Below are 19,225 nucleotides of genomic sequence, written 5' to 3'. Positions count from 1 at the left end.
ATTAATAATGAGCAGTCCATATTTATTCATAGACAGAGATGGCACGCTAATAGACGAGCCAAAAACAGATAAACAAGTCGATAGCCTTGAAAAGCTCGTCCTGTTACCTAATGTGATCACCGCCCTACTCCAATTGCAAAATGCAGGTTACAAGCTTGTCATGGTATCTAATCAAGATGGGCTTGGTACCGCTAGCTTTCCAACGGCTGACTTCGACATAGCACAAAATAAAATGATGGAGATATTTGAAAGTCAGGGAATATTTTTCGAAGAGGTGTTGATCTGCCCACACTTTGATGAAGACAACTGTAACTGCAGAAAGCCAAAAACTGGCCTACTCACGCAAATTATGCGCTCTGGTAAAGTTGACCTTGCTAAATCATATGTGATTGGAGACCGACAAACCGATATAGGTCTCGCTGAAAACCTGTGTATTGAAGGTATTTTATATGAAGGAAGTTGGTCCCACATTGTAACCCAGTTGACCACATTAAACAGAAAAGCAACGGTAAGTCGCAATACCAAAGAAACACAGATCAGTGTTTCAGCTAATCTTGATCAAACTAAAAATGGCGAAATTGCAACAGGGTTAGGCTTTTTCGACCATATGCTCGACCAAATTAGGACGCACGCAAATATTGGCTTAAATATTATTGCTAAAGGTGATCTTCACATCGATGAACACCATTTAGTAGAAGATGTGGGGATAGCACTAGGGCAAGTAATAAAGCAAGCGCTAGGCACTAAATCACAAATTGCCCGCTACGGTTTTTCACTCCCGATGGATGAGTGCAAAGCAGAATGCCAACTCGATTTATCTGGTCGCGCGTCATTTGTATTAAATGCAGAATTTACCAGAGAGAGTACTGGAGATTTAGATGTACAAATGGTCGAACACTTTTTTAAGTCATTGGCAGACAATGCTCAAGTAAGTTTGATTTTATCCGTGTCAGAGGGTAACTGCCATCACCAAGTTGAGGGCTTATTCAAAGCCTTTTCTCGGGCATTAAGAATGGCAATTGCTAAAGACACCACACAACAAACAGCCAGCTCTAAGGGGTGTTTATGATAGCCATTATTAATACCGGTTGTGCCAACATCAACTCGGTAAGGTTTGCGTTTGAACGCCTTGGTGTCACACCTGAAGTTATCACCGAACCAGCTCAACTTGCCCACTTTGACCGTGCTATTTTACCGGGTGTTGGCCATGCAAAAGTGGCGATGGAGCGTCTAATCAACCAAGGGTGGAATGAAGCGATTGATGAGTTTCAAAAGCCATTGATGGGGATTTGTTTAGGTATGCAATTGTTGTGTGAGAGCACAGCAGAAGGCAATGTTACTTGCCTAGGAAAGATACCTGGCAGTGTTTCTCAACTCGATATCCAAGGGTTGACGGCGCCACACATGGGTTGGAATAACTTAACACACTGCATTGAGCACCCATTGACTAATAATATCACGAGTAACGACCAAGTATATTTTGTGCACAGCTTTGCACACTCGGTCAACACGTCAACATTGGCTCAAGGGGAATATGGTCAACAATTTTCAGCTATTGTAGCCAAAGATAATTATGCTGGCATGCAGTTTCACCCTGAACGCAGCGCCAAAGTGGGCGCAACATTACTACAAAACTTTTTGAACTGGCAATTGTAAAGGACCTTAATATGATCATTCCCGCATTAGATGTACTACAAAACCAAATCGTGAGATTGTACCAAGGCAAATACGATACAGCCCAGTTTTACCCATTTCAACTCGATGAACGGTTACAGTCATACCAAAACAGTGGTGCGACTAAGCTTCATTTGGTTGATCTAGAAGGCGCACGAGATCCAGCTAAAAAACAGTGGCAACAAATTCAAGCAGCCACCAGCGGATTATCAGTCCCTTATCAAGTTGGCGGTGGGGTCCGTAGCTATGAAGATGTTAAACAATGGCTTGACGCCGGAGCTTCACAAGTTGTGATTGGTTCCATGGCTGTCGACCAACAAATTCAGGTATCTAGCTGGATTAAAGAGTTTGGCGCTAAACGTTTCGTCATAGCCCTAGATGTCAACAAAACCGACACTGGTTGGGCACCTGCAACTCATGGTTGGCTTTCAGATGCAAAGGTTGATTTATTTGAACTCGTCGACTTTTATGCTGAACTTGGCATAATTGACTTCCTATGTACGGACATCAGTAAGGATGGCACCATGACCGGCCCTTCCTTTGCGTTATATGAACAACTTTGTGCGCATAATAAGAACATAAAAGTGCAAGCATCTGGCGGAGTAAGCTCGTTAGAGGATATTAATCGATTAATTGAGATAGGTGTCGGTGGCATTATTCTTGGGAAATCGCTACTGGATGGCGCATTTACAGTTGAGGAGGCTCTGGCATGTTATCAAAGCGAATAATCCCATGTTTAGATGTTAAGAATGGACAAGTCGTTAAAGGCGTTAAATTTAAGGGCCATGAAGTTGTTGGTGGCATCTTAGAGCTAGCTAAACTCTACAGTGATTCAGGTGCAGATGAGCTGGTATTTTATGAAATAAGTGCCAGTGTGGAAAAGCGTTTACTCGACGTAAACTGGGTCGAAAATATTGCTCGACACATTGATATTCCCTTCTGCGTCGCTGGCGGAATTAAATCAGTCGCTGATGCAGCCAAGGTTCTAGAGCAAGGCGCTGATAAGATCAGTATCAATAGCCCAGCAATTGCGCGACCTGAACTCATCAAAGAATTACATGATGAATTCGGTAAACAATGCATTGTGGTTGGTATAGATAGTTTTTACGACGAAGCATCTGGCGAATATCTTGTGTATCAATTAACAGGGGATCCAAATGCGTCAAGCCGTACTCGCTATAAAACCCAAGAATGGGTTAAAAAAGTACAAGAACTAGGCGCTGGAGAAATCGTGCTCAACTGTATGAATCAAGATGGCGTAAGAAAAGGCTACGACAATGACCAATTAAGTCAAATCAGAGCCATTTGTGATGTGCCACTTATCGCATCTGGTGGTGCAGGTACAATGCAAGACTTCGCTGATGTATTTACACATAGTCAAGTTGATGGCGCATTGGCCGCCAGCGTATTTCATAAAAACATTATAAATATTAACGAGCTAAAGCAGTTTTTATCATCTCAAAATATAGCGAGTAGACTATGCAATTAACCCCCGCAAACCTAACACAATTAGACTTTGATAAAGCTGAGCTACTGCCAGCCATTGTTCAACATGCCACGTCAGGTGTGATCCTCATGCAAGGCTTTATGAACAGTGATGCAATCAAAATGACATTAGAAAAGAAACTGGTGACATTTTATTCTCGCTCAAAACAACGCCTTTGGACCAAAGGGGAGTCTTCTAATAATGTGCTCAACTTGGTAAGCGCGCATACTGATTGCGACCAAGATTCAATTTTATTGTTTGCGTTACCGGAGGGGCCAACCTGCCACTTAGGTACCCAAAGTTGCTTTGGTGATGCTAAACCCGCTATCGGTTTTTTAGCCGAGTTAGAAGAAGTCATTGTATCGCGTAAAAATGATGACCCTGATTCGAGTTATACTGCATCTTTGTTCGCGAAAGACATTAGCCGAAGCTGTCAAAAAGTAGGTGAAGAAGGCGTTGAAGTAGCACTTGCGGCAATGAAAGCAGATATAAACGAATTAGAAAACGAGTCAGCTGATTTACTTTATCATTTATTGGTCTTGTTACAACGCAGTGAAACTGATTTATCAAGCGTTATAAGCTGCTTGCAAAACAGACATAAGTAACTCGAGTCTGGTCTTTACGTTTTACCATGGTATGCTTGCTAAAAATAGTTAAGGATCTCACCATGGTAAAACCTCTTCTTAGCGCCTTTTCCCTTATAATTGGCTTAACTGGCTGCAATACTTTATCTCCCTCGAAGCAAGCTCAAGTCGACACAATGAGTATGTGTCAAAAGGTTGAAGCACTCATAAATAGTGCACCATCAGATTTTGAACCGTTAAAAGGCGCTCAAATCTCGACCCCATTTTTAACATCATGGCAAGCAAAAGCACATTTAGTCGGTGAGCAATGTCAAATAAGTAACTACAGCACAGGCTTAACTGGTTACCACTGTGAAAAAAACTATGCGAGCGACGATCTTGCGTCACAAGTCTTTGATACATCTAAGCGCCTGATTGAATCATGTTTAAGTACTGAGTGGAAAGCAGTACAAAAGAAAAACACGTTACAATTTTCAAAAGCGGCGCAGTCTCCTACCCTGAGTCTGTCGAAACACGAAACTTTTGACAAAAATAAGCCTTGGCAAGTTAAATTAGAGATATCACAGTAATGCACACCAACGTTCCTGCCATATTTTTGATCAACTTAGATCAAAGCACAAAACGTTTAAAAGCGTGTACAGATAGGTTAAATAGTCAAAATATTCCTTTTGAGCGACTATCAGGGGTGTATGGAAAGTCTTTAAGTAAAGAGGAGCTTAACCGCCATTACAGTCACACCTTGAATCACAAAAAGTATCATCGAGTACTTAGTCAAGGCGAGATTGGCTGCTATTTAAGCCACAGAAAAGCATGGCAGACCATTGTTGACCGTCAACTTGATTATGCCATTATAATTGAGGATGATTTTAAACTAGTTGGCCCGTTACAGGACGTTTTTGACTCCATAGCTGATCTTAATTTTGATTGGCAACTCATTAAGCTTGCAGCATATGAGAATCGCGAAAAGCCAATTTCGTTCAAATCTAAGCTCAATAGCCACTTTGACCTTGTGGTACATAAAAAAGCAATGACAGGCTGCTGTGCTCAAGCTATTAGTTTAGAGGGCGCTAAGCGACTTCTAAAAGCAACCGAACAGTTTGCTCGACCTGTTGACACTGATATACAGCATATTTGGGAAACCAACGTCCCCGTGTATTCAATGATGCCTTATTACATTGAGCAAGCCGGAGAGTTCGAAAGCGATATTGCCAAAGCATCTAGTAGTGCGCCTGTAAAAAAGCATTTTTGGAAAAGAAAATGGCATCAGTTTCAAGAAAAGCGACTTAATCGTAACGCCACTCAGCAAGTAATCGAAGTTTTAAAGGGTAAAATTTAATAACTGACATGCTAGATAACCATAACTCCAGCTATTATTGCTCAATAACTGGAGTTTAAGTTTAAATACAAGAACTACCCTTTAAACTTTACCAACCTTAGTAGCTTAATTAGTTGTTTGATATGGATGTGCAACGCCCATCCAAGCTTTATACAACTTTGCTTGCATAATTGATGGGGTTAATATTGGCTGGACTAACTTAGGCTTACTATGATCCAGTGATAGGGTCAATGTTGTACTCATCAATTTATCACGCCTAATAAATTCAACCTCAACTTTTTCACCTGCAGAAAAACGTTGCAATGTTGCGTTGAGTGATTTTCGAACGTGGTGTTTATTAACCGCAACAATTTTATCACCAGAAGTAAGGCCCGCGGCCCAAGCTGCTCCCTCTCTGGCTACGTGATTAAGTACTAATACTTCGCCACGATTCTTTGCTGTGGCCCCCATTGAAGCAACAGTTTTTGCAGATGAAGGACGTACATGCTCTAAACCGACCTGCGCTAATAATGCATCAAAGTCTAGATTTAATGGTCCATCTACATGTTTAGCCCACCACTGACTATAATCTCTCCCGCTTAACTGCTTTAAAATTGCTTTTACATCAGCACTGGTAAACGAATTTGGCAGTTTATGCTGTTTATACAGCTCGCGGTGTACATCTTTATAGCTAACCTTCCCATCACTTTTGACTAATAAATCAATATCAAGCGCCATAGATACAAGTGCGCCTTCAGAATAGATATTAGTGCTGTAGTTTTTGCCGTGATCACCCCCTTGATTGATCCATTTATCAAAACTTGTTTGCGCGGCAGACTGAATTTCACGACCAGGGGTGTTTAAATGGCGATTAATGGTACGAGTGAGTCCTTTAAAATACTCTTTATTAGTTGTTATACCCGCACTCAGTAATAGGTAGTCTTCTAAATAGCTTGTTGACCCTTCAGCCAACCACAATAAGTTACTATAATTAATATCAGTATAATCGTAAGGTACTAACCCTTCAGGTCGATAATTTTTCACGTTCCAAGTATGGATAAATTCGTGTGCTGCTGTGGAGATAAACGCTACATAGTCGTCTCTTTTGGCAAACGAATCTCTATGGCGTTGAATTATCGTCGAGTTTAAATGCTCAGTCGCACCACGCGCGCCACTGGTAGCATGTACCATAAACACGTAACGCTGATATGGGTAATCATCCCAAATTAAGCTGCCTGTTTTAACCAACTTTTTTAAATCCCGCAGCATCAACGCAACGTCGTAGTTACCCTCTCCCCATATCACTAACTCGTACTGTCGGCCGTCTACTTCAAACTTACGTAATTCATTAATACCTGTTTCTATTGGTGAATCTAGTAAAATATCATAATTTTTAGCGACAAAACTGTGTTTATTATCCCCGAACGCCATGCCTGATACAGAGCGCCACTCCTTAGGAACCTCTAATTCGACACTCACAGGCTCTTGTCGAAAAGAATCACTAAACATAAAAAAACCTGATGCATCAATGAACGCATGGCTGTCATCAATGTGCCTTGCTCTGAGCCCTAACTCATTTGCATAAACCTGATAGTCAATATTAACTTCTGTCGGCTCGTCAAAATGAACCCGCCAGGTATTTTTATCAACTTTATTCCACTCTAACACATTGCCATTTTGATCTTCTGCATTGAACAGCCGAACACCATTAGCCAAATTCAATATCTCATAACGACCCGTGCGCCAATCTGGTAGTTGTATATCTAAATGGGATTGCGCAGATTTGGGAAACGTGATGGAAACATCTCCTAAGTGATGGGCACCTTGATCTATTTTGAGTTGGTATTCGACTTCTGCAAACGAAAGGAATGGCGTACATGCCAAGGCAATAAGGGTTGGTTTATTTATCATAACTTTTTTAAATAACAATGTTTTCTTCGACCCTATCAAATCTCTTATCTTTTTATTTATAAAACGCGGTGAATCCCCATTTTTGTTTGAAGAAATGCCAGCAAAACGCAAAATCATCTACATTAATCAGATATTTGTTGTAAACTTGTGAGTGAGAGCCACTACAATGGAAATGGTCTATATTTGTGACTGATAATACTGAGCATTTAGAAAAAAAACTCGGGCAGGCAATAAAAGTTCGCAAAGCCCTAGAAACAGCACGAAAGCATCAAGTTGACGTGTTATCGCAATTCGCGGCCAAATTATCTCTTAGCTGTAAAGGTCAAGACGTCGCACTAGACAACCAACTTGCTAAATTCAGAAGTGCGTTAAACAAAGGCATGGACTTTGAAGAGTTCTCCCCTCTGATTGATAACATGACCACAATGCTAAAACAGCAAGAAGCAGTCAATTCAGCTAATCACCGACAGCTACTTCAATCAATTACGGATTCAGGAAAACAGCTACAGCGCGTTAAAGGCTTGCCAGAAGATGGCCGAAGAATGCTTCGCCATCTACTCGATCATGAGCTTGATGTACAATCAACGAATGACTTCATTCCCATACTCGACAAGCTTGTCACTATTTACCATAAAGCGCTACAAAGCAAGGCTACCGTATTAACTGAAACACCAAGTTCAGGCCCAGACAAAAACCCAGAGATTGCCGCAGAGCTGCTCGCATTAGCCAATGAGTTAATTTTCGACGAAGATGTCGCAAATGAAGTCAAAGCAATTAAGAATAATATAAGCCTGAATGACAATGTGGATGTATTACTTGAATCAGCACTAGGCATTGTCAGGATCATTGCTAAAAGCATCGCTAGAGAACGTCAATCTGCACAGGGTTTTTTGGTTTCATTAAATCAAACACTCGAAGAACTACATTCCTCTATTATTGATACAACTAAAAACTCCCGTTCAATGAGTGACGAGCTCAGTGGCTTAAATAAACAAATTGAAACAAAAATAAAAAGCCTAAACGAGCAAACTCAAAAAGCCACTTCTATGACAGAGCTTAAAGCCTTAGTTGATGGTGAACTTAAAATTTTAAGTAGTGATTTGGTTAAACGAGAAAAGCTCGAGCGCGCAGATAAAGAAGCCCTCTTTGCTAGTTTTGAAAAAATTAACGATCGTATCAACGTACTAGAATCAAAAGTGACAAACTATAAAAAGCGGCTCTCTGAACAACGCTTTAAGAGCTTACTTGACGGGTTAACAAAACTGCCAAATCGAGCTGCATTTGATGATAGGTTCAACCAAGAATTTCACTTATTTGATTTGCAAAAAACCGACGTGACTTTAGTTGTCATTGATGTTGATCACTTTAAATCAATTAACGATCAATATGGACATAGTGCTGGCGATAAAACGCTCCAAGTTATCGCTCGAGCGTTAAAGAAATCTATTAGAAAAACGGACTTTATTGCGCGCTATGGCGGTGAAGAGTTCGTACTATTAATGCCTGGTATGCCGTTAAATAATGCTGAACAACCATTAGAAAAAGTGCGAAGTACCATAAAATCAATACCATTTAAGTTTAAAGAGAAGCAAGTACAAATTACCATTTCTTTAGGCGCAACACAGTTTAAAGAAGGTGATACACCGTTATCCGCTTTTGATAGAGCGGATGATGCACTTTACGAGGCAAAAAATAGCGGTAGGGACCGTGTTTGTCTTCGTGAATAACAAGGAGAATGCCTATGCAAATACAGTTAAACCCAACGGGTGTGTTAAATCTGTTATCTCAGCTTGAAGTAGACTTATTACAACAATCATCACATAGCGAACGTTATCGGCTTTTTAGAAACTGCGCTCTTGCGGTCCTTAACGTAGGCAGCCATACAGACTCCAGCTCAGAGATTTACAATAAATACCAAGATTTCGCGATACGTCTAATAGCCCGAGAGCGGGGTATAAAAATAGAATTAGATAATCCTCCAGAGACCGCATTCGTTGATGGAGAGATCATTACCGGTATTCACGAGCATATTTTCTCGGTGATCCGCGATATATTGTTTATTTGCCAAAGGCACCAAGAACAAATAGAAATACCTCGAGAAATTACCCATATGGTGTTTGATATGCTTCGTAACGCAGATGCTTTACAAGTTAATACAGACCCAAACCTCATCGTATGCTGGGGTGGGCACTCCATTAATGAAACAGAATATAAATATACCAAAGAAGTTGGCTATCAACTTGGTTTACGTGGCATGAATATTTGCACAGGCTGTGGACCAGGCGCTATGAAAGGACCAATGAAAGGGGCAACGATTGGTCATGCAAAGCAGCGTATAACCAGTAATCGTTATTTAGGGCTTACTGAACCGAGCATTATCGCTGCTGAACCGCCCAACCCTATTGTAAATGAGCTGGTAATTTTGCCAGATATTGAAAAACGTTTAGAAGCATTCGTCAGAATGTCACATGGAATAATCATATTCCCAGGAGGAGCAGGCACTGCCGAAGAGCTCCTTTATCTCCTAGGGATTTTGTTACACCCTGACAATGCAAAACAGTGTTTACCCGTCATTTTAACAGGGCCTAAAGAATCAGCTAACTACTTTACTGAAATATGTGCATTCGTAGAAAGTATTTTAGGAAAAGAAGCACTCGACAAATTTGAAGTTATCGTAGACAACCCAACTTTGGTTGCGACTAAACTTAAAAATGCTATGACTGACGTTAGGCAGTATCGAAAAGAACAAGGCGATGCCTACTATTTCAATTGGACGTTAAAAATTGATAACGAATTTCAAATGCCATTTGCGCCAACGCACGAAAATATGTCAGGCCTTAACTTACATTTGGACCAACCTACACAGTTATTAGCAGCCAACTTGCGTCGTGCCTTTTCAGGCATTGTTGCAGGCAATGTAAAAGATGAAGGGATCAGGGCAATAAAGAGTAATGGACCCTACACATTAAGTGGTGACTCATCCTTAATGAAAGATATGGATAAACTTCTGCAAGCTTTTGTAGAACAAGGTAGAATGAAGCTTCCAGGCAGTAAATATATACCGTGTTATAAAATAAAAGCATGAATAAAAACTTAGTACTCATCGATGCGCTGAACTTAGTTCGGCGCATTTTTGCTGTAGACTTACAGCATTCACATCATGGTGACCAGCAAACAGTCTTGTCCTGCAAAGCAAGAGTTAAGCACGCTGCCCAAAAGATAATTCAAATCACCAAACCTACACATATTATTGCTGTCTTCGACGGAGATAAAAGTTGGCGTTACCACTACTTTGAACAATATAAGCACTCTCGAAAACCAATGCCTAGCTTACTTGCAGATAATTTATCAACCATTTGTGAAGCATTTTCTGAATTAGGTGTCACAGCTTATCGACCAGAACAAGATGAAGCAGACGATGTTATAGCAACGCTTGCGTATAAAGCGCAAACCGGCAGTATACCATCAACAATTATCTCTACAGACAAAGGATTCTACCCTTTAATTAGTAACTATATTGGCGTTTATGATTATTTTAAAAAAGCGTGGGTAACTGATGAAGAAATACAATCACGATTTGGCGTTCCTAAAACTTCTCTCATAGAGCTATGGGCGCTAGCTGGAGATAAAACCAATGATATCCCGGGCGTAGTCGGTGTTGGTAGTAAGTCTGCCGCGGGGTTAATTACAGAGTTTGGAAATGTTGACTCGGCCATGACGCACGAGCAGTTAAAACCCGCTTTAAAGAATAAAATAGCAAACGGGATGGACAATTATATAATTAGTAAAAACCTTGTTACTTTGCGCACAGATATTCATTTAGGCTTCAACCTAAATCAAATAAGATTGACTGCTTTGGACAAAAATATATAAACGTATTAAGGCTTTGCTATACTAAAAACAACTGATTTATGAGCATTATATGATCAAAAAAGTACTACAATACATTGTTTTAGGGTTGGCGGTATATGCTGTCATTGTTATGCTCGTTATTAATTTTTATAAAGATGACCCTCAAGCAATGATCTGGCAAGATCGTGAGGCGTTTAACAATCGGTTCATATCTAAGTTGGAGATTGGGCAGGAAAAAACCATTGATGATGTGCTAGAAACACTAGGCAGCCCCGATTTAACATTCGCTAAAAAAGACAATGGTAACGTTGTACAGATTGTTTATTATAGGACCCAACTAATTAAGTCTGACGGGATTACAACCCGTGATGAATGTACAGGTCTGTTATTTGAAAATGGAAAACTCACGCTGTGGGGGCCAAGTGCCTCGGTAGCATATGACAAGGCGTTTAATTAGTGTACGCTTTTGAGGCCAGTCCAAAGCAGTTAAAACGCTTGTTTGACCACACTCATCAGGCTCTCCAGTTCTATTATAATAAAGAAAAATGGCCTGCTATATACCCGACGTTGACCCAGTTAGCTGAACGTTTTGTTTTAATGTATAAACACACACCCAATGCACTGCACGCACATTTGCAATTTTACGTGGCTGACCATGGATACACCACTAACTTAGTTGTAAATCAATGTATTGTGATATGCGCTCTATGTCACGCAAATGGATATTCGTCACAATTTACAGAAGAATTAGTGTTAGCGTGCCTATCAGACCACCTTTGCAGTACCAATGAAACCAATCGTGCAGCCAAAGCAAAACCGTTAACGACTCAAGAACAAAAGTTATTAAAATTACGGCACCAAATCGCACTCAAAATGCTTAAAAGTGCTAAGGTACCAAGTGGCCAATTACAACGAATTTTATCTCGCCTTGATAAATATACAGTGGCAATTACTGGGGTCAAACATATACCTCTTTATGACAACACAACCGTACTGGTTTGCCTTGCGAAGCGGATTTCAAAAGCGATAACCCCGCGACCTAAAGTCAGAACCTTTAATATTATACAAACGATCAAGTCTTTATATGTCAATACGCACAATCAATTCGCACAATCAAGCTTAACGGCATTGGCCAAACAATTTACCAACTACCCGTGCGGTGTTATGGTCAAATATAAGAAAAATAATGCGATAGTTCTTGCTAAGCTCGACAAATCTTTAACACTCGGAATATTAAAAAACCATAAAATAGTGGGTATGGTCAAGACATCGAAACAACCCAGTCCTTATTATAAACCTATCATTACCACAGACAAAACGCTCCTATATAGTATCTGGTTTAATGAGCAAGTCATCGAGTTGCCCCAGCACACCGGCAATAATACAGATACCATTTTAGCGGCGGTTGGTAAACTTGGCCAAGAACAATATATTGAGTTTAAGGCAATTGAAAAAACCATAGCCCCTTTTACTCAGCTAGAACAAGCATTACGCCATGCTGCTCGCCAATATAATAGGCAAGGCCAAAAAGCAACTACGCTTAGACATTGTTTAACGATGGTTGGTTTAGATACAGCAGGTCTGCTTTGTCAACGCGTATTGTTAGAAACTTTATTAGCTGAGCAACCACATCCTTTCTCTGCCGATATTTGGTCTAAATACACGCTGATAAGTAAAATAATTTTTGTATTGCTCAGTAAAAGTAAACCCGAATCGTTTGAAGCTCTGCTTGGACCATTTACTGCGGTAATCTACTTTATTCTACTAAACCATGACTCACAAATCATGAGATTGGTAACTCCACCGTCAGATGATTTTTCTCAAACGCCTGTTTCACTCGCATGTATTTTTGGCTTTGAACAACTCAATGGCCCATTATTAAATGATTTTGTTAAAGGCAGCTTCAGGTTTTCGAAGATGCATAATGCCTTTACAGAAACAGAAATGGCAGAAAAACAGAGCTTATCTATCGATGCCAAGCTATTTTCTGCCGTTAAGCTCATTACTGTCATCATCCTAACTGGCGAATCACACCTAACCGCTTGGCAAAGCCAACTTTTAGACGCTACTTTAGAGGAATTTAACTGGCACAGTCGTGAAGAGCTTTTTACCGCTATATTAGAACAATCCCCTTACTGTACTATTGAATAACGAATGTTAGTTAAAAAACGTGCAGATTGTGGTAAATTCAACCCATTATTTACACCATAAATATCATGCATAACAAACATAAATACAATTTATACCATAAAGTCATTCCAGACTGGCATATCTCAGTATAAATTGATATAAATCGCCCTTAAAATTCAAGCGAACAGACACTCCCCTTAATTTTGTTTACTACACTAAACGATGTGAGCTCAATATTGGGCTGGTGTTTATATATATATTTGACAAAGGAAATTTACAATGGCTAAGCAAACCATTACCGTAATTAAAGGCGACGGCATCGGCCCAAGCATCATTGACTCAGCAATTGAGATCTTAAATGCAGCAGGCTGTGACTTTGACTATGAATTCGTAGATGCAGGCCTAGCAGCTCTTGAAAAAACAGGTGAATTGCTACCTAAAGAAACGCTTGAAGTCATTGAAAAGAATAAAATCACTTTAAAAGGCCCATTAACTACGCCGGTTGGCGAAGGTTTTACATCAATCAATGTAACACTACGTAAACAGTTTGGCCTTTATGCAAACGTACGCCCAGTAAAATCTTTTGAGGGTACCAAAGCTCGTTACGAAGATATCGATATCATCACCGTACGCGAAAACACACAAGGTATGTACTCAGGTCTTGGTCAAGTAGTCTCTGAAGATGGTAACGAAGCAGAAGCTATGTCAAAGATCACGCGCGAAGGTGCAGAGAAAATTGTAACTTTCGCTTATGAGCTAGCACAAAGAGAAGGCCGTAAAAAAGTAACCGCTGTACACAAAGCCAATATCTTAAAATCAACTTCTGGTCTTTTCTTAAAAGTTGCACGTGAAGTTGGCGAGCGTTACCCTGACATTGAGTCAGCGGAAATGATTGTCGATGCAACCTGTATGAAACTTGTGATGACGCCTGAAGAGTTTGACGTTATTGTTACAACTAACCTATTTGGTGACATCCTATCAGATTTATGTGCTGGTTTAGTCGGTGGACTTGGTATGGCACCGGGGGCAAACATTGGTGAAAATGCAGCAATTTTTGAAGCCGTTCACGGAAGTGCCCCAGATATAGCGGGTAAAAACCTTGCTAACCCAACATCTGTAATTTTAGCATCAATTCAGATGTTAGAATATTTACAAATGGGTGACACCGCCGAGCGAATTCGTAACGCCGTTGCTGAAGTAATTAAAACAGGTGACCGTACTACACGTGACCTTGGTGGTAATCACGGTACAACTGATTTCACACAAGCAGTTATCGACCGTTTATAATTATTACCGACCTATAAAAGCCCGCAATATGCGGGCTTTTTTGTGCTTGCATTTTACATTCCATCGTTGTTCTCTTAACTAAGCCATTACAATCTATAATTATTTAAAACAACTTCCCATTTTGTATAGATTAAGAAGTTCTCCTAATTTAATTACTGAGAATTAATAATGTGCAAAACCCTAAAATACTCACATTAACTACACATAAAACCTAATAAAAAACAATATAACGCGTTATTTATGCAAAACACCACAAATACTGTTGACAGATTAGTCAAAAACACTTTTAATAACTTATGTTAATAAATTATTTGAATCGTCGCCAAAATGAAACGTATTTCTCACTTAAATGTCCTCGTCCTGGTCTTATACTTAAGTCCAGCGGGGTCGTGTTGAATAAATTTACGCTTTAACCCCGCAACTGCGGGGTTTTTTTTGGCTCAAATTTAGTGTTCGGGCAATAACTGAGGAATGAGGATGAATAAAGAGCAATTTAATGGCTCAGAGTTGGTAGTAAAAGCGCTTAAAGAGCTTGAAGTTGAGTATATATTTGGTTATCCGGGCGGATCCGTACTTGATTTATACGATGCGCTTTTCCAGCAAGATGATGTGAAGCATATTTTAGTCCGCCATGAACAAGCAGCAACACATATGGCTGACGGATACGCACGGGCAACTGGTCAAGTTGGTGTGGTGTTAGCAACATCTGGTCCTGGTGCGACAAATTGTATTACCGGTATTGCTACCGCATATATGGATTCGATCCCCATGGTGGTTCTTTCAGGCCAAGTGCCATCATCCCTTATTGGTGATGATGCATTTCAAGAAACTGACATTGTGGGGTGTTCTCGGCCGATCGTGAAACATAGTTTCAATTGCCGAGATCCTCGAGAAATCCCAAATATTCTGGCTAAAGCATTCTTTCTCGCCGCGAGTGGACGCCCTGGTCCCGTTGTGGTTGAACTGCCAAAAGACATTCTAAACCCCCAAACCAAGTTTGATTATAAGTTTGGGGCATGCACGCAAATGCGGACTTATCAGCCAAATGTAAAGGGGCACCCAAAACAAATCAAAAAAGCGGTCAATGCCATTTTAGACGCCCAACGCTTGGTTATTTACTCTGGCGGAGGGATCATTCTTTCAGATACATCTGAGCAGCTCACAGAACTTGTTGAAACATTAAATGCCCCAATCACTAATACCTTAATGGGCCTTGGTGGGATCAGTGGTACTCACCCTAATTTCATTGGTATGCTGGGTATGCACGGGAGTTTAGAAGCAAATAAAGCAATGGCAAATGCCGATGTTATTCTCGCTTTGGGTGCAAGGTTCGATGATAGAGTTACGAACAATGTCAAAAAGTTTTGCCCTAATGCGACCATCATTCATGTGGATGTGGACCCTACGTCCATTTCAAAAACAATACCGGCCCATATTCCTGTCGTGGGGTGTTTAGCAACCGTACTAGGCCAACTACAAAGCGCTCTCGATACCAATGACAAGCGAATAGATCGCAGTGCTCAAGAGGATTGGTGGCAACAGATAACGCAATGGCGAGCTGCTAAGTGCTTACAATACGATATAGACAAAGATTGTATCAAGCCACAAACCGTTATTGAAAAAGTCTACCAAGTTACGCAAGGTGAGGCATACGTCAGTTCTGATGTTGGCCAACATCAAATGTTTGCAGCTCAGTACTATCCATTTAAATACCCGCGTCAGTGGATTAACTCTGGCGGTTTAGGAACAATGGGGTTCGGCCTTCCTGCTGCAATGGGGGTCAAACTTGCTTTTCCTGATAAGCATGTCGTGTGTGTGACAGGTGACGGTTCTATTCAAATGAATATACAAGAGCTATCGACCTGCCTTCAATATGGCCTTGCTGTAAAAGTTGTCTCCTTAAATAATCGTTCTTTAGGTATGGTAAGGCAATGGCAAGACATGATGTATGATGGTCGTCATTCAAGCTCATACATGGACTCTTTACCTGATTTTGTAAAGCTAACAGAAAGCTACGGGCATGTTGGTATTCGTGTTGATCATCCTGATGAATTGGATGCTGCACTGGAGAAAGCATTTTCAATAACAGACAAATTGGTGTTTTTAGATATCCGTGTTGATGAAAAAGAGCACGTGTATCCCATGCAAATTAAACTCGGAGCAATAGATGACATGTGGCTTAAGAAAGGAGTAAAAGGATAATGCGTAGAATTCTAAGTATTTTGTTAGAAAATGAACCAGGCTCATTATCACGCATTGTCGGGTTGTTTTCTCAACGCGCTTACAATATTGATAGTTTAACTGTTGGCACAACCGATGATAATACACTCTCGCGCATTACTATCACGACACAAGGTGATGACCGTATTGTTGAACAGATCACCAAACAAGTAAATAAATTGGTAGACGTGTTAAAAGTGATAGATTTAACCGACATGCCAAACATTGAACGAGAGCTATTACTTGTTAAGGTGTACGCTAAAGATGAAGTAACACGTGCATCAGTAACACGTATAGCAGATGTTTACAGTGGCGCAATCATTGATATGGGTAAACAAAGTTACACTCTACAACTGATCAGTAATGCCGAAAAGATAGAATCCTTTTTAGACATGTTACGCCATGAAACAGACATTATTGAATTAGTGCGTTCTGGTGCAGTTGGTATTGGTAGAGGCGATAAAGCACTCAAAGGCTAAACCTTATTGATGAAAACATAAAAGGGGCTAAATAGCCCCTTTTCTTTAAATGTAAATCAAGTTTTATGGATTAACTTGATCTTTTAGACCTTTACCCGCTTTAAAGCTTGGGATATTTGCCGCTGCAATTTGTATTTCGTCACCAGTCTGTGGATTACGACCTGTACGTGCAGCACGCTCTTTAACAGAGAAAGTACCAAAACCAACCAGTGCAACCGAATCACCATCTTTTAAAGACGTTGTTACAGCACCTGTGAACGCTTCAAGAGCACGAGCTGCTGCTGCTTTAGAAATTTCAGCATCTGCCGCCATTTTTTCTACTAGTTGAGCTTTATTCATTATAAGATTCCTATTCATTTATATTTTGCCTGAGCAAAAGCTATGTTTATGCATTTTAACTAGATGTGCAACCATTTCTTGAGATTTTTCAGAAAAAACCTGTGAAACTCAGTAATGGCGCGCGTTCATTGCACATTTTGCGTTAAATCTAGCCAGCAATTACAAATTACCAAGGCGTTGACAATTAAGCAATACTTTATCTTACGGTTGTTGGAATTTTATCACTGCGCTTTGATACATATATTTCGCTAGCATAGCGTACCCCGCCCACATAACCCCAAATAAGGCCCAATAATATGTCATCGACTCTGAGATCGACAGAGCACCAAAACTTGCCCCAGCCGAATAGCTTAGTGGACCGAAAACCGCAAACGCTATCGCGACTTTCCACCACTGTAAACTTAACATAAACTTGAAAGAATCATTAAAGGTCAGTAGTAATGCTACCCATAAACCTACTAACCAAATCGGAATAAATGCCGCCTCATAGCTAACAACACCTGCTGATATTGCAATGAACTCGAACAACAGAGAAATAGGCAATAAACACGCTACAATGTATAAACTGAGTGGCCTACTTTGGACAAATAGGCCCATACAAATAATAGCAACGACAATTATTATTAGCGCGCCCTCTTGGAAGAAAAGCGCACTAAACCAACTAACTTGAAACAATAAAAAATTAATAATTAAGCGTATTTTTACATTCATTTGAGACATACCTTGGCTTCCTTGCGACTAAATGTACAGTACTCGTAGCCCTTTGCTTGAATGCCCCTTCACAGTAGCACAAGTAAAATAACCACAGACGTTTAAACCGCTCATCAAACTTATTGTGGTCGAGTGTTGGCCAAACACTTGTAAACCTTTTCCGCCAATCATATAACGTCCTAGCGTAGTGCAGCCCGATATCTGATATTTCATGAACCACCATGTCAGTGCCATTTTTAATTTGCTTGTTCATTTGTTCTATAGAAGGTAAACAACCACCTGGGAAAATGTGCTGCTGAATAAAGTCAGAATTTTTCAGGTAATGCTCGTATCGTTGGCACGCGATAGTGATTGCTTGAATCAACATTGCACCTGAAGGTTTAAGCAAATCGTTGCACTTTTCAAAAAAGCCAGGTAAATAGTTATGGCCGACTGCCTCAATCATTTCTATCGATACCAACTTGTCATACTTACCTGATAAGTCTCTGTAATCATGCTTCAGAAGAGTTATTTTGTCTTGAAGGCCCTGTTGTTCTATTAGCCCCGCTACGTAATCATGTTGTTCTTCAGAGATGGTGGTTGTCGTAACATGACAACCATATGTCTTAGCCGCATAAACAGCAAACGCGCCCCAACCCGTTCCAATCTCTATAACCGTATCGGTAGACCCTAAATCTAGCTTCTGGCATATTACTGCTAGCTTGTTTTCCTGCGCCTGCTCAAGGGTGGCATCGCTATTTGGGTAAACAGCGCTTGAATACATCATCTCACTACTCAAAAAAGCTGAGTACAAGTCATTGCCCAGGTCATAATGCGCTGCTATATTCTTTTTCGACCCTGTTTTAGAGTTGCGATTTTTAAGATGCCCTAATTTATTTGCCAAGCCGCTTATTAAAGAAAATTTCTTTTCAAAACTGTCAAGTTGCTTCTGATTTACAGCAAAGATTTCTATTAATGCGGTCAAATTGTCGCATTTCCAAAACCCATCCACATAGGCTTCGCCTGCACCAACACTGCCTCCCAAAGCAAAAGCTTTAAACATTTTATCATCAACGACAGTTACAGAGCATCTAAGATTGCTGTTTCGACTGCCAAATTCATGAGTGTCTGATCCATCTTTGAAAGTAATGTAACCAGTTTCTATAGTATTAAAGGCTGCAAAGACCAGTTTTTTGTATAATCCCGTGAACCACGATGTCGCATTGCGAACTTTTAAATCTGATGTATTTTCCATGTT

The 19,225-nt window shown here is 40.3% G+C and carries 19 protein-coding genes; 15 read left to right on the top strand and 4 right to left on the bottom strand.

Translation table 11 applies throughout. From position 1 onward, the window contains the following. The first annotated feature begins 7 nt into the window (after positions 1-7). The 7 genes from hisB to PCIT_RS20670 all read left to right on the top strand — a co-directional run bounded on the left by hisB (position 8) and on the right by PCIT_RS20670 (position 5,080). The gene (gene hisB / locus PCIT_RS20700; protein WP_010361918.1) at positions 8-1,069 is read left to right on the top strand and encodes a bifunctional histidinol-phosphatase/imidazoleglycerol-phosphate dehydratase HisB; all 1,062 of its coding nucleotides are present in this window, start codon (positions 8-10) and stop codon (positions 1,067-1,069) included. Beyond that, entirely contained in the window at positions 1,066-1,656 is a 591-nt protein-coding gene (gene hisH / locus PCIT_RS20695) for an imidazole glycerol phosphate synthase subunit HisH (protein ID WP_010361917.1), read from the top strand. Before hisB ends, hisH begins: the two co-directional genes overlap by 4 nt. An 11-nt stretch (positions 1,657-1,667) precedes the next feature. Then, positions 1,668-2,402, top strand: coding sequence for a 1-(5-phosphoribosyl)-5-[(5-phosphoribosylamino)methylideneamino] imidazole-4-carboxamide isomerase (locus PCIT_RS20690; protein ID WP_010361916.1), 735 nt, complete (start codon positions 1,668-1,670; stop codon positions 2,400-2,402). Then, positions 2,384-3,163, top strand: coding sequence for an imidazole glycerol phosphate synthase subunit HisF (gene hisF / locus PCIT_RS20685; RefSeq protein ID WP_010361915.1), 780 nt, complete (start codon positions 2,384-2,386; stop codon positions 3,161-3,163). Before PCIT_RS20690 ends, hisF begins: the two co-directional genes overlap by 19 nt. Further along, positions 3,154-3,765 carry a bifunctional phosphoribosyl-AMP cyclohydrolase/phosphoribosyl-ATP diphosphatase HisIE gene (gene hisIE, locus PCIT_RS20680; RefSeq protein ID WP_010361914.1) on the top strand — a complete coding sequence of 204 codons (612 nt, stop codon included), beginning with the start codon at positions 3,154-3,156 and terminating at the stop codon, positions 3,763-3,765. Before hisF ends, hisIE begins: the two co-directional genes overlap by 10 nt. Before the next feature lie 62 nt (positions 3,766-3,827). Continuing rightward, positions 3,828-4,313 (top strand): hypothetical protein, encoded by a 486-nt coding sequence (locus PCIT_RS20675; RefSeq protein ID WP_010361913.1) that lies wholly within the window; start codon positions 3,828-3,830, stop codon positions 4,311-4,313. Continuing rightward, positions 4,313-5,080: a glycosyltransferase family 25 protein gene (locus PCIT_RS20670; RefSeq protein WP_010361912.1), complete on the top strand. Its 768-nt coding sequence runs from the start codon at positions 4,313-4,315 to the stop codon at positions 5,078-5,080. The genes PCIT_RS20675 and PCIT_RS20670 overlap by 1 nt, the downstream gene beginning before the upstream one ends. A gap of 105 nt (positions 5,081-5,185) precedes the next feature. On the opposite strand, the gene PCIT_RS20665 is transcribed toward PCIT_RS20670, so the two are convergent. Next, positions 5,186-6,970, bottom strand: coding sequence for a M61 family metallopeptidase (locus tag PCIT_RS20665; RefSeq protein WP_040696377.1), 1,785 nt, complete (start codon positions 6,968-6,970; stop codon positions 5,186-5,188). Positions 6,971-7,155: 185 nt separating this feature from the next. Between PCIT_RS20665 and PCIT_RS20660 the strand changes: the two genes are divergently transcribed. The 8 genes from PCIT_RS20660 (at position 7,156) to ilvN (ending at position 16,938) form a co-directional block, all read left to right on the top strand. After that, entirely contained in the window at positions 7,156-8,697 is a 1,542-nt protein-coding gene (locus tag PCIT_RS20660) for a GGDEF domain-containing protein (protein ID WP_010361910.1), read from the top strand. A 14-nt stretch (positions 8,698-8,711) separates the two neighbouring features. Continuing rightward, on the top strand, positions 8,712-10,055 hold the full coding sequence (gene ppnN, locus PCIT_RS20655; protein WP_010361909.1) for a nucleotide 5'-monophosphate nucleosidase PpnN: 1,344 nt from the start codon (positions 8,712-8,714) through the stop codon (positions 10,053-10,055). Next, positions 10,052-10,843 (top strand): flap endonuclease Xni, encoded by a 792-nt coding sequence (xni, locus tag PCIT_RS20650; RefSeq protein ID WP_010361908.1) that lies wholly within the window; start codon positions 10,052-10,054, stop codon positions 10,841-10,843. The genes ppnN and xni overlap by 4 nt, the downstream gene beginning before the upstream one ends. A 49-nt stretch (positions 10,844-10,892) precedes the next feature. After that, positions 10,893-11,279, top strand: coding sequence for a DUF3192 domain-containing protein (locus PCIT_RS20645; RefSeq protein WP_010361907.1), 387 nt, complete (start codon positions 10,893-10,895; stop codon positions 11,277-11,279). After that, positions 11,279-12,973, top strand: a complete 1,695-nt coding sequence (locus PCIT_RS20640) for a hypothetical protein (RefSeq protein ID WP_010361906.1) — start codon at positions 11,279-11,281, stop codon at positions 12,971-12,973. Before PCIT_RS20645 ends, PCIT_RS20640 begins: the two co-directional genes overlap by 1 nt. A gap of 258 nt (positions 12,974-13,231) precedes the next feature. Continuing rightward, positions 13,232-14,239: an isocitrate dehydrogenase gene (locus tag PCIT_RS20635; protein ID WP_010361905.1), complete on the top strand. Its 1,008-nt coding sequence runs from the start codon at positions 13,232-13,234 to the stop codon at positions 14,237-14,239. A gap of 477 nt (positions 14,240-14,716) precedes the next feature. After that, positions 14,717-16,441, top strand: a complete 1,725-nt coding sequence (locus PCIT_RS20630) for an acetolactate synthase 3 large subunit (RefSeq protein ID WP_010361904.1) — start codon at positions 14,717-14,719, stop codon at positions 16,439-16,441. Continuing rightward, positions 16,441-16,938: an acetolactate synthase small subunit gene (ilvN, locus tag PCIT_RS20625; RefSeq protein WP_010361903.1), complete on the top strand. Its 498-nt coding sequence runs from the start codon at positions 16,441-16,443 to the stop codon at positions 16,936-16,938. Before PCIT_RS20630 ends, ilvN begins: the two co-directional genes overlap by 1 nt. Positions 16,939-17,001: 63 nt before the next feature. Here ilvN and PCIT_RS20620 read toward each other — a convergent pair whose 3' ends face one another. From PCIT_RS20620 to PCIT_RS20610, 3 genes are all read right to left on the bottom strand, one after another. After that, positions 17,002-17,277, bottom strand: a complete 276-nt coding sequence (locus PCIT_RS20620) for an HU family DNA-binding protein (protein WP_010361902.1) — start codon at positions 17,275-17,277, stop codon at positions 17,002-17,004. A gap of 201 nt (positions 17,278-17,478) precedes the next feature. Next, complete coding sequence (locus tag PCIT_RS20615) at positions 17,479-17,997, bottom strand: DUF2878 domain-containing protein (RefSeq protein ID WP_010361901.1); 519 nt, start codon at positions 17,995-17,997, stop codon at positions 17,479-17,481. Then, positions 17,960-19,222: an SAM-dependent methyltransferase gene (locus PCIT_RS20610; protein ID WP_010361900.1), complete on the bottom strand. Its 1,263-nt coding sequence runs from the start codon at positions 19,220-19,222 to the stop codon at positions 17,960-17,962. Before PCIT_RS20610 ends, PCIT_RS20615 begins: the two co-directional genes overlap by 38 nt. Between the last annotated feature and the right edge of the window lie 3 nt (positions 19,223-19,225).

The sequence above is a fragment of the Pseudoalteromonas citrea genome, from assembly GCF_000238375.3.
Classification (GTDB): domain Bacteria; phylum Pseudomonadota; class Gammaproteobacteria; order Enterobacterales; family Alteromonadaceae; genus Pseudoalteromonas; species Pseudoalteromonas citrea.
This window is presented reverse-complemented; position numbering and strand designations above follow the sequence as displayed.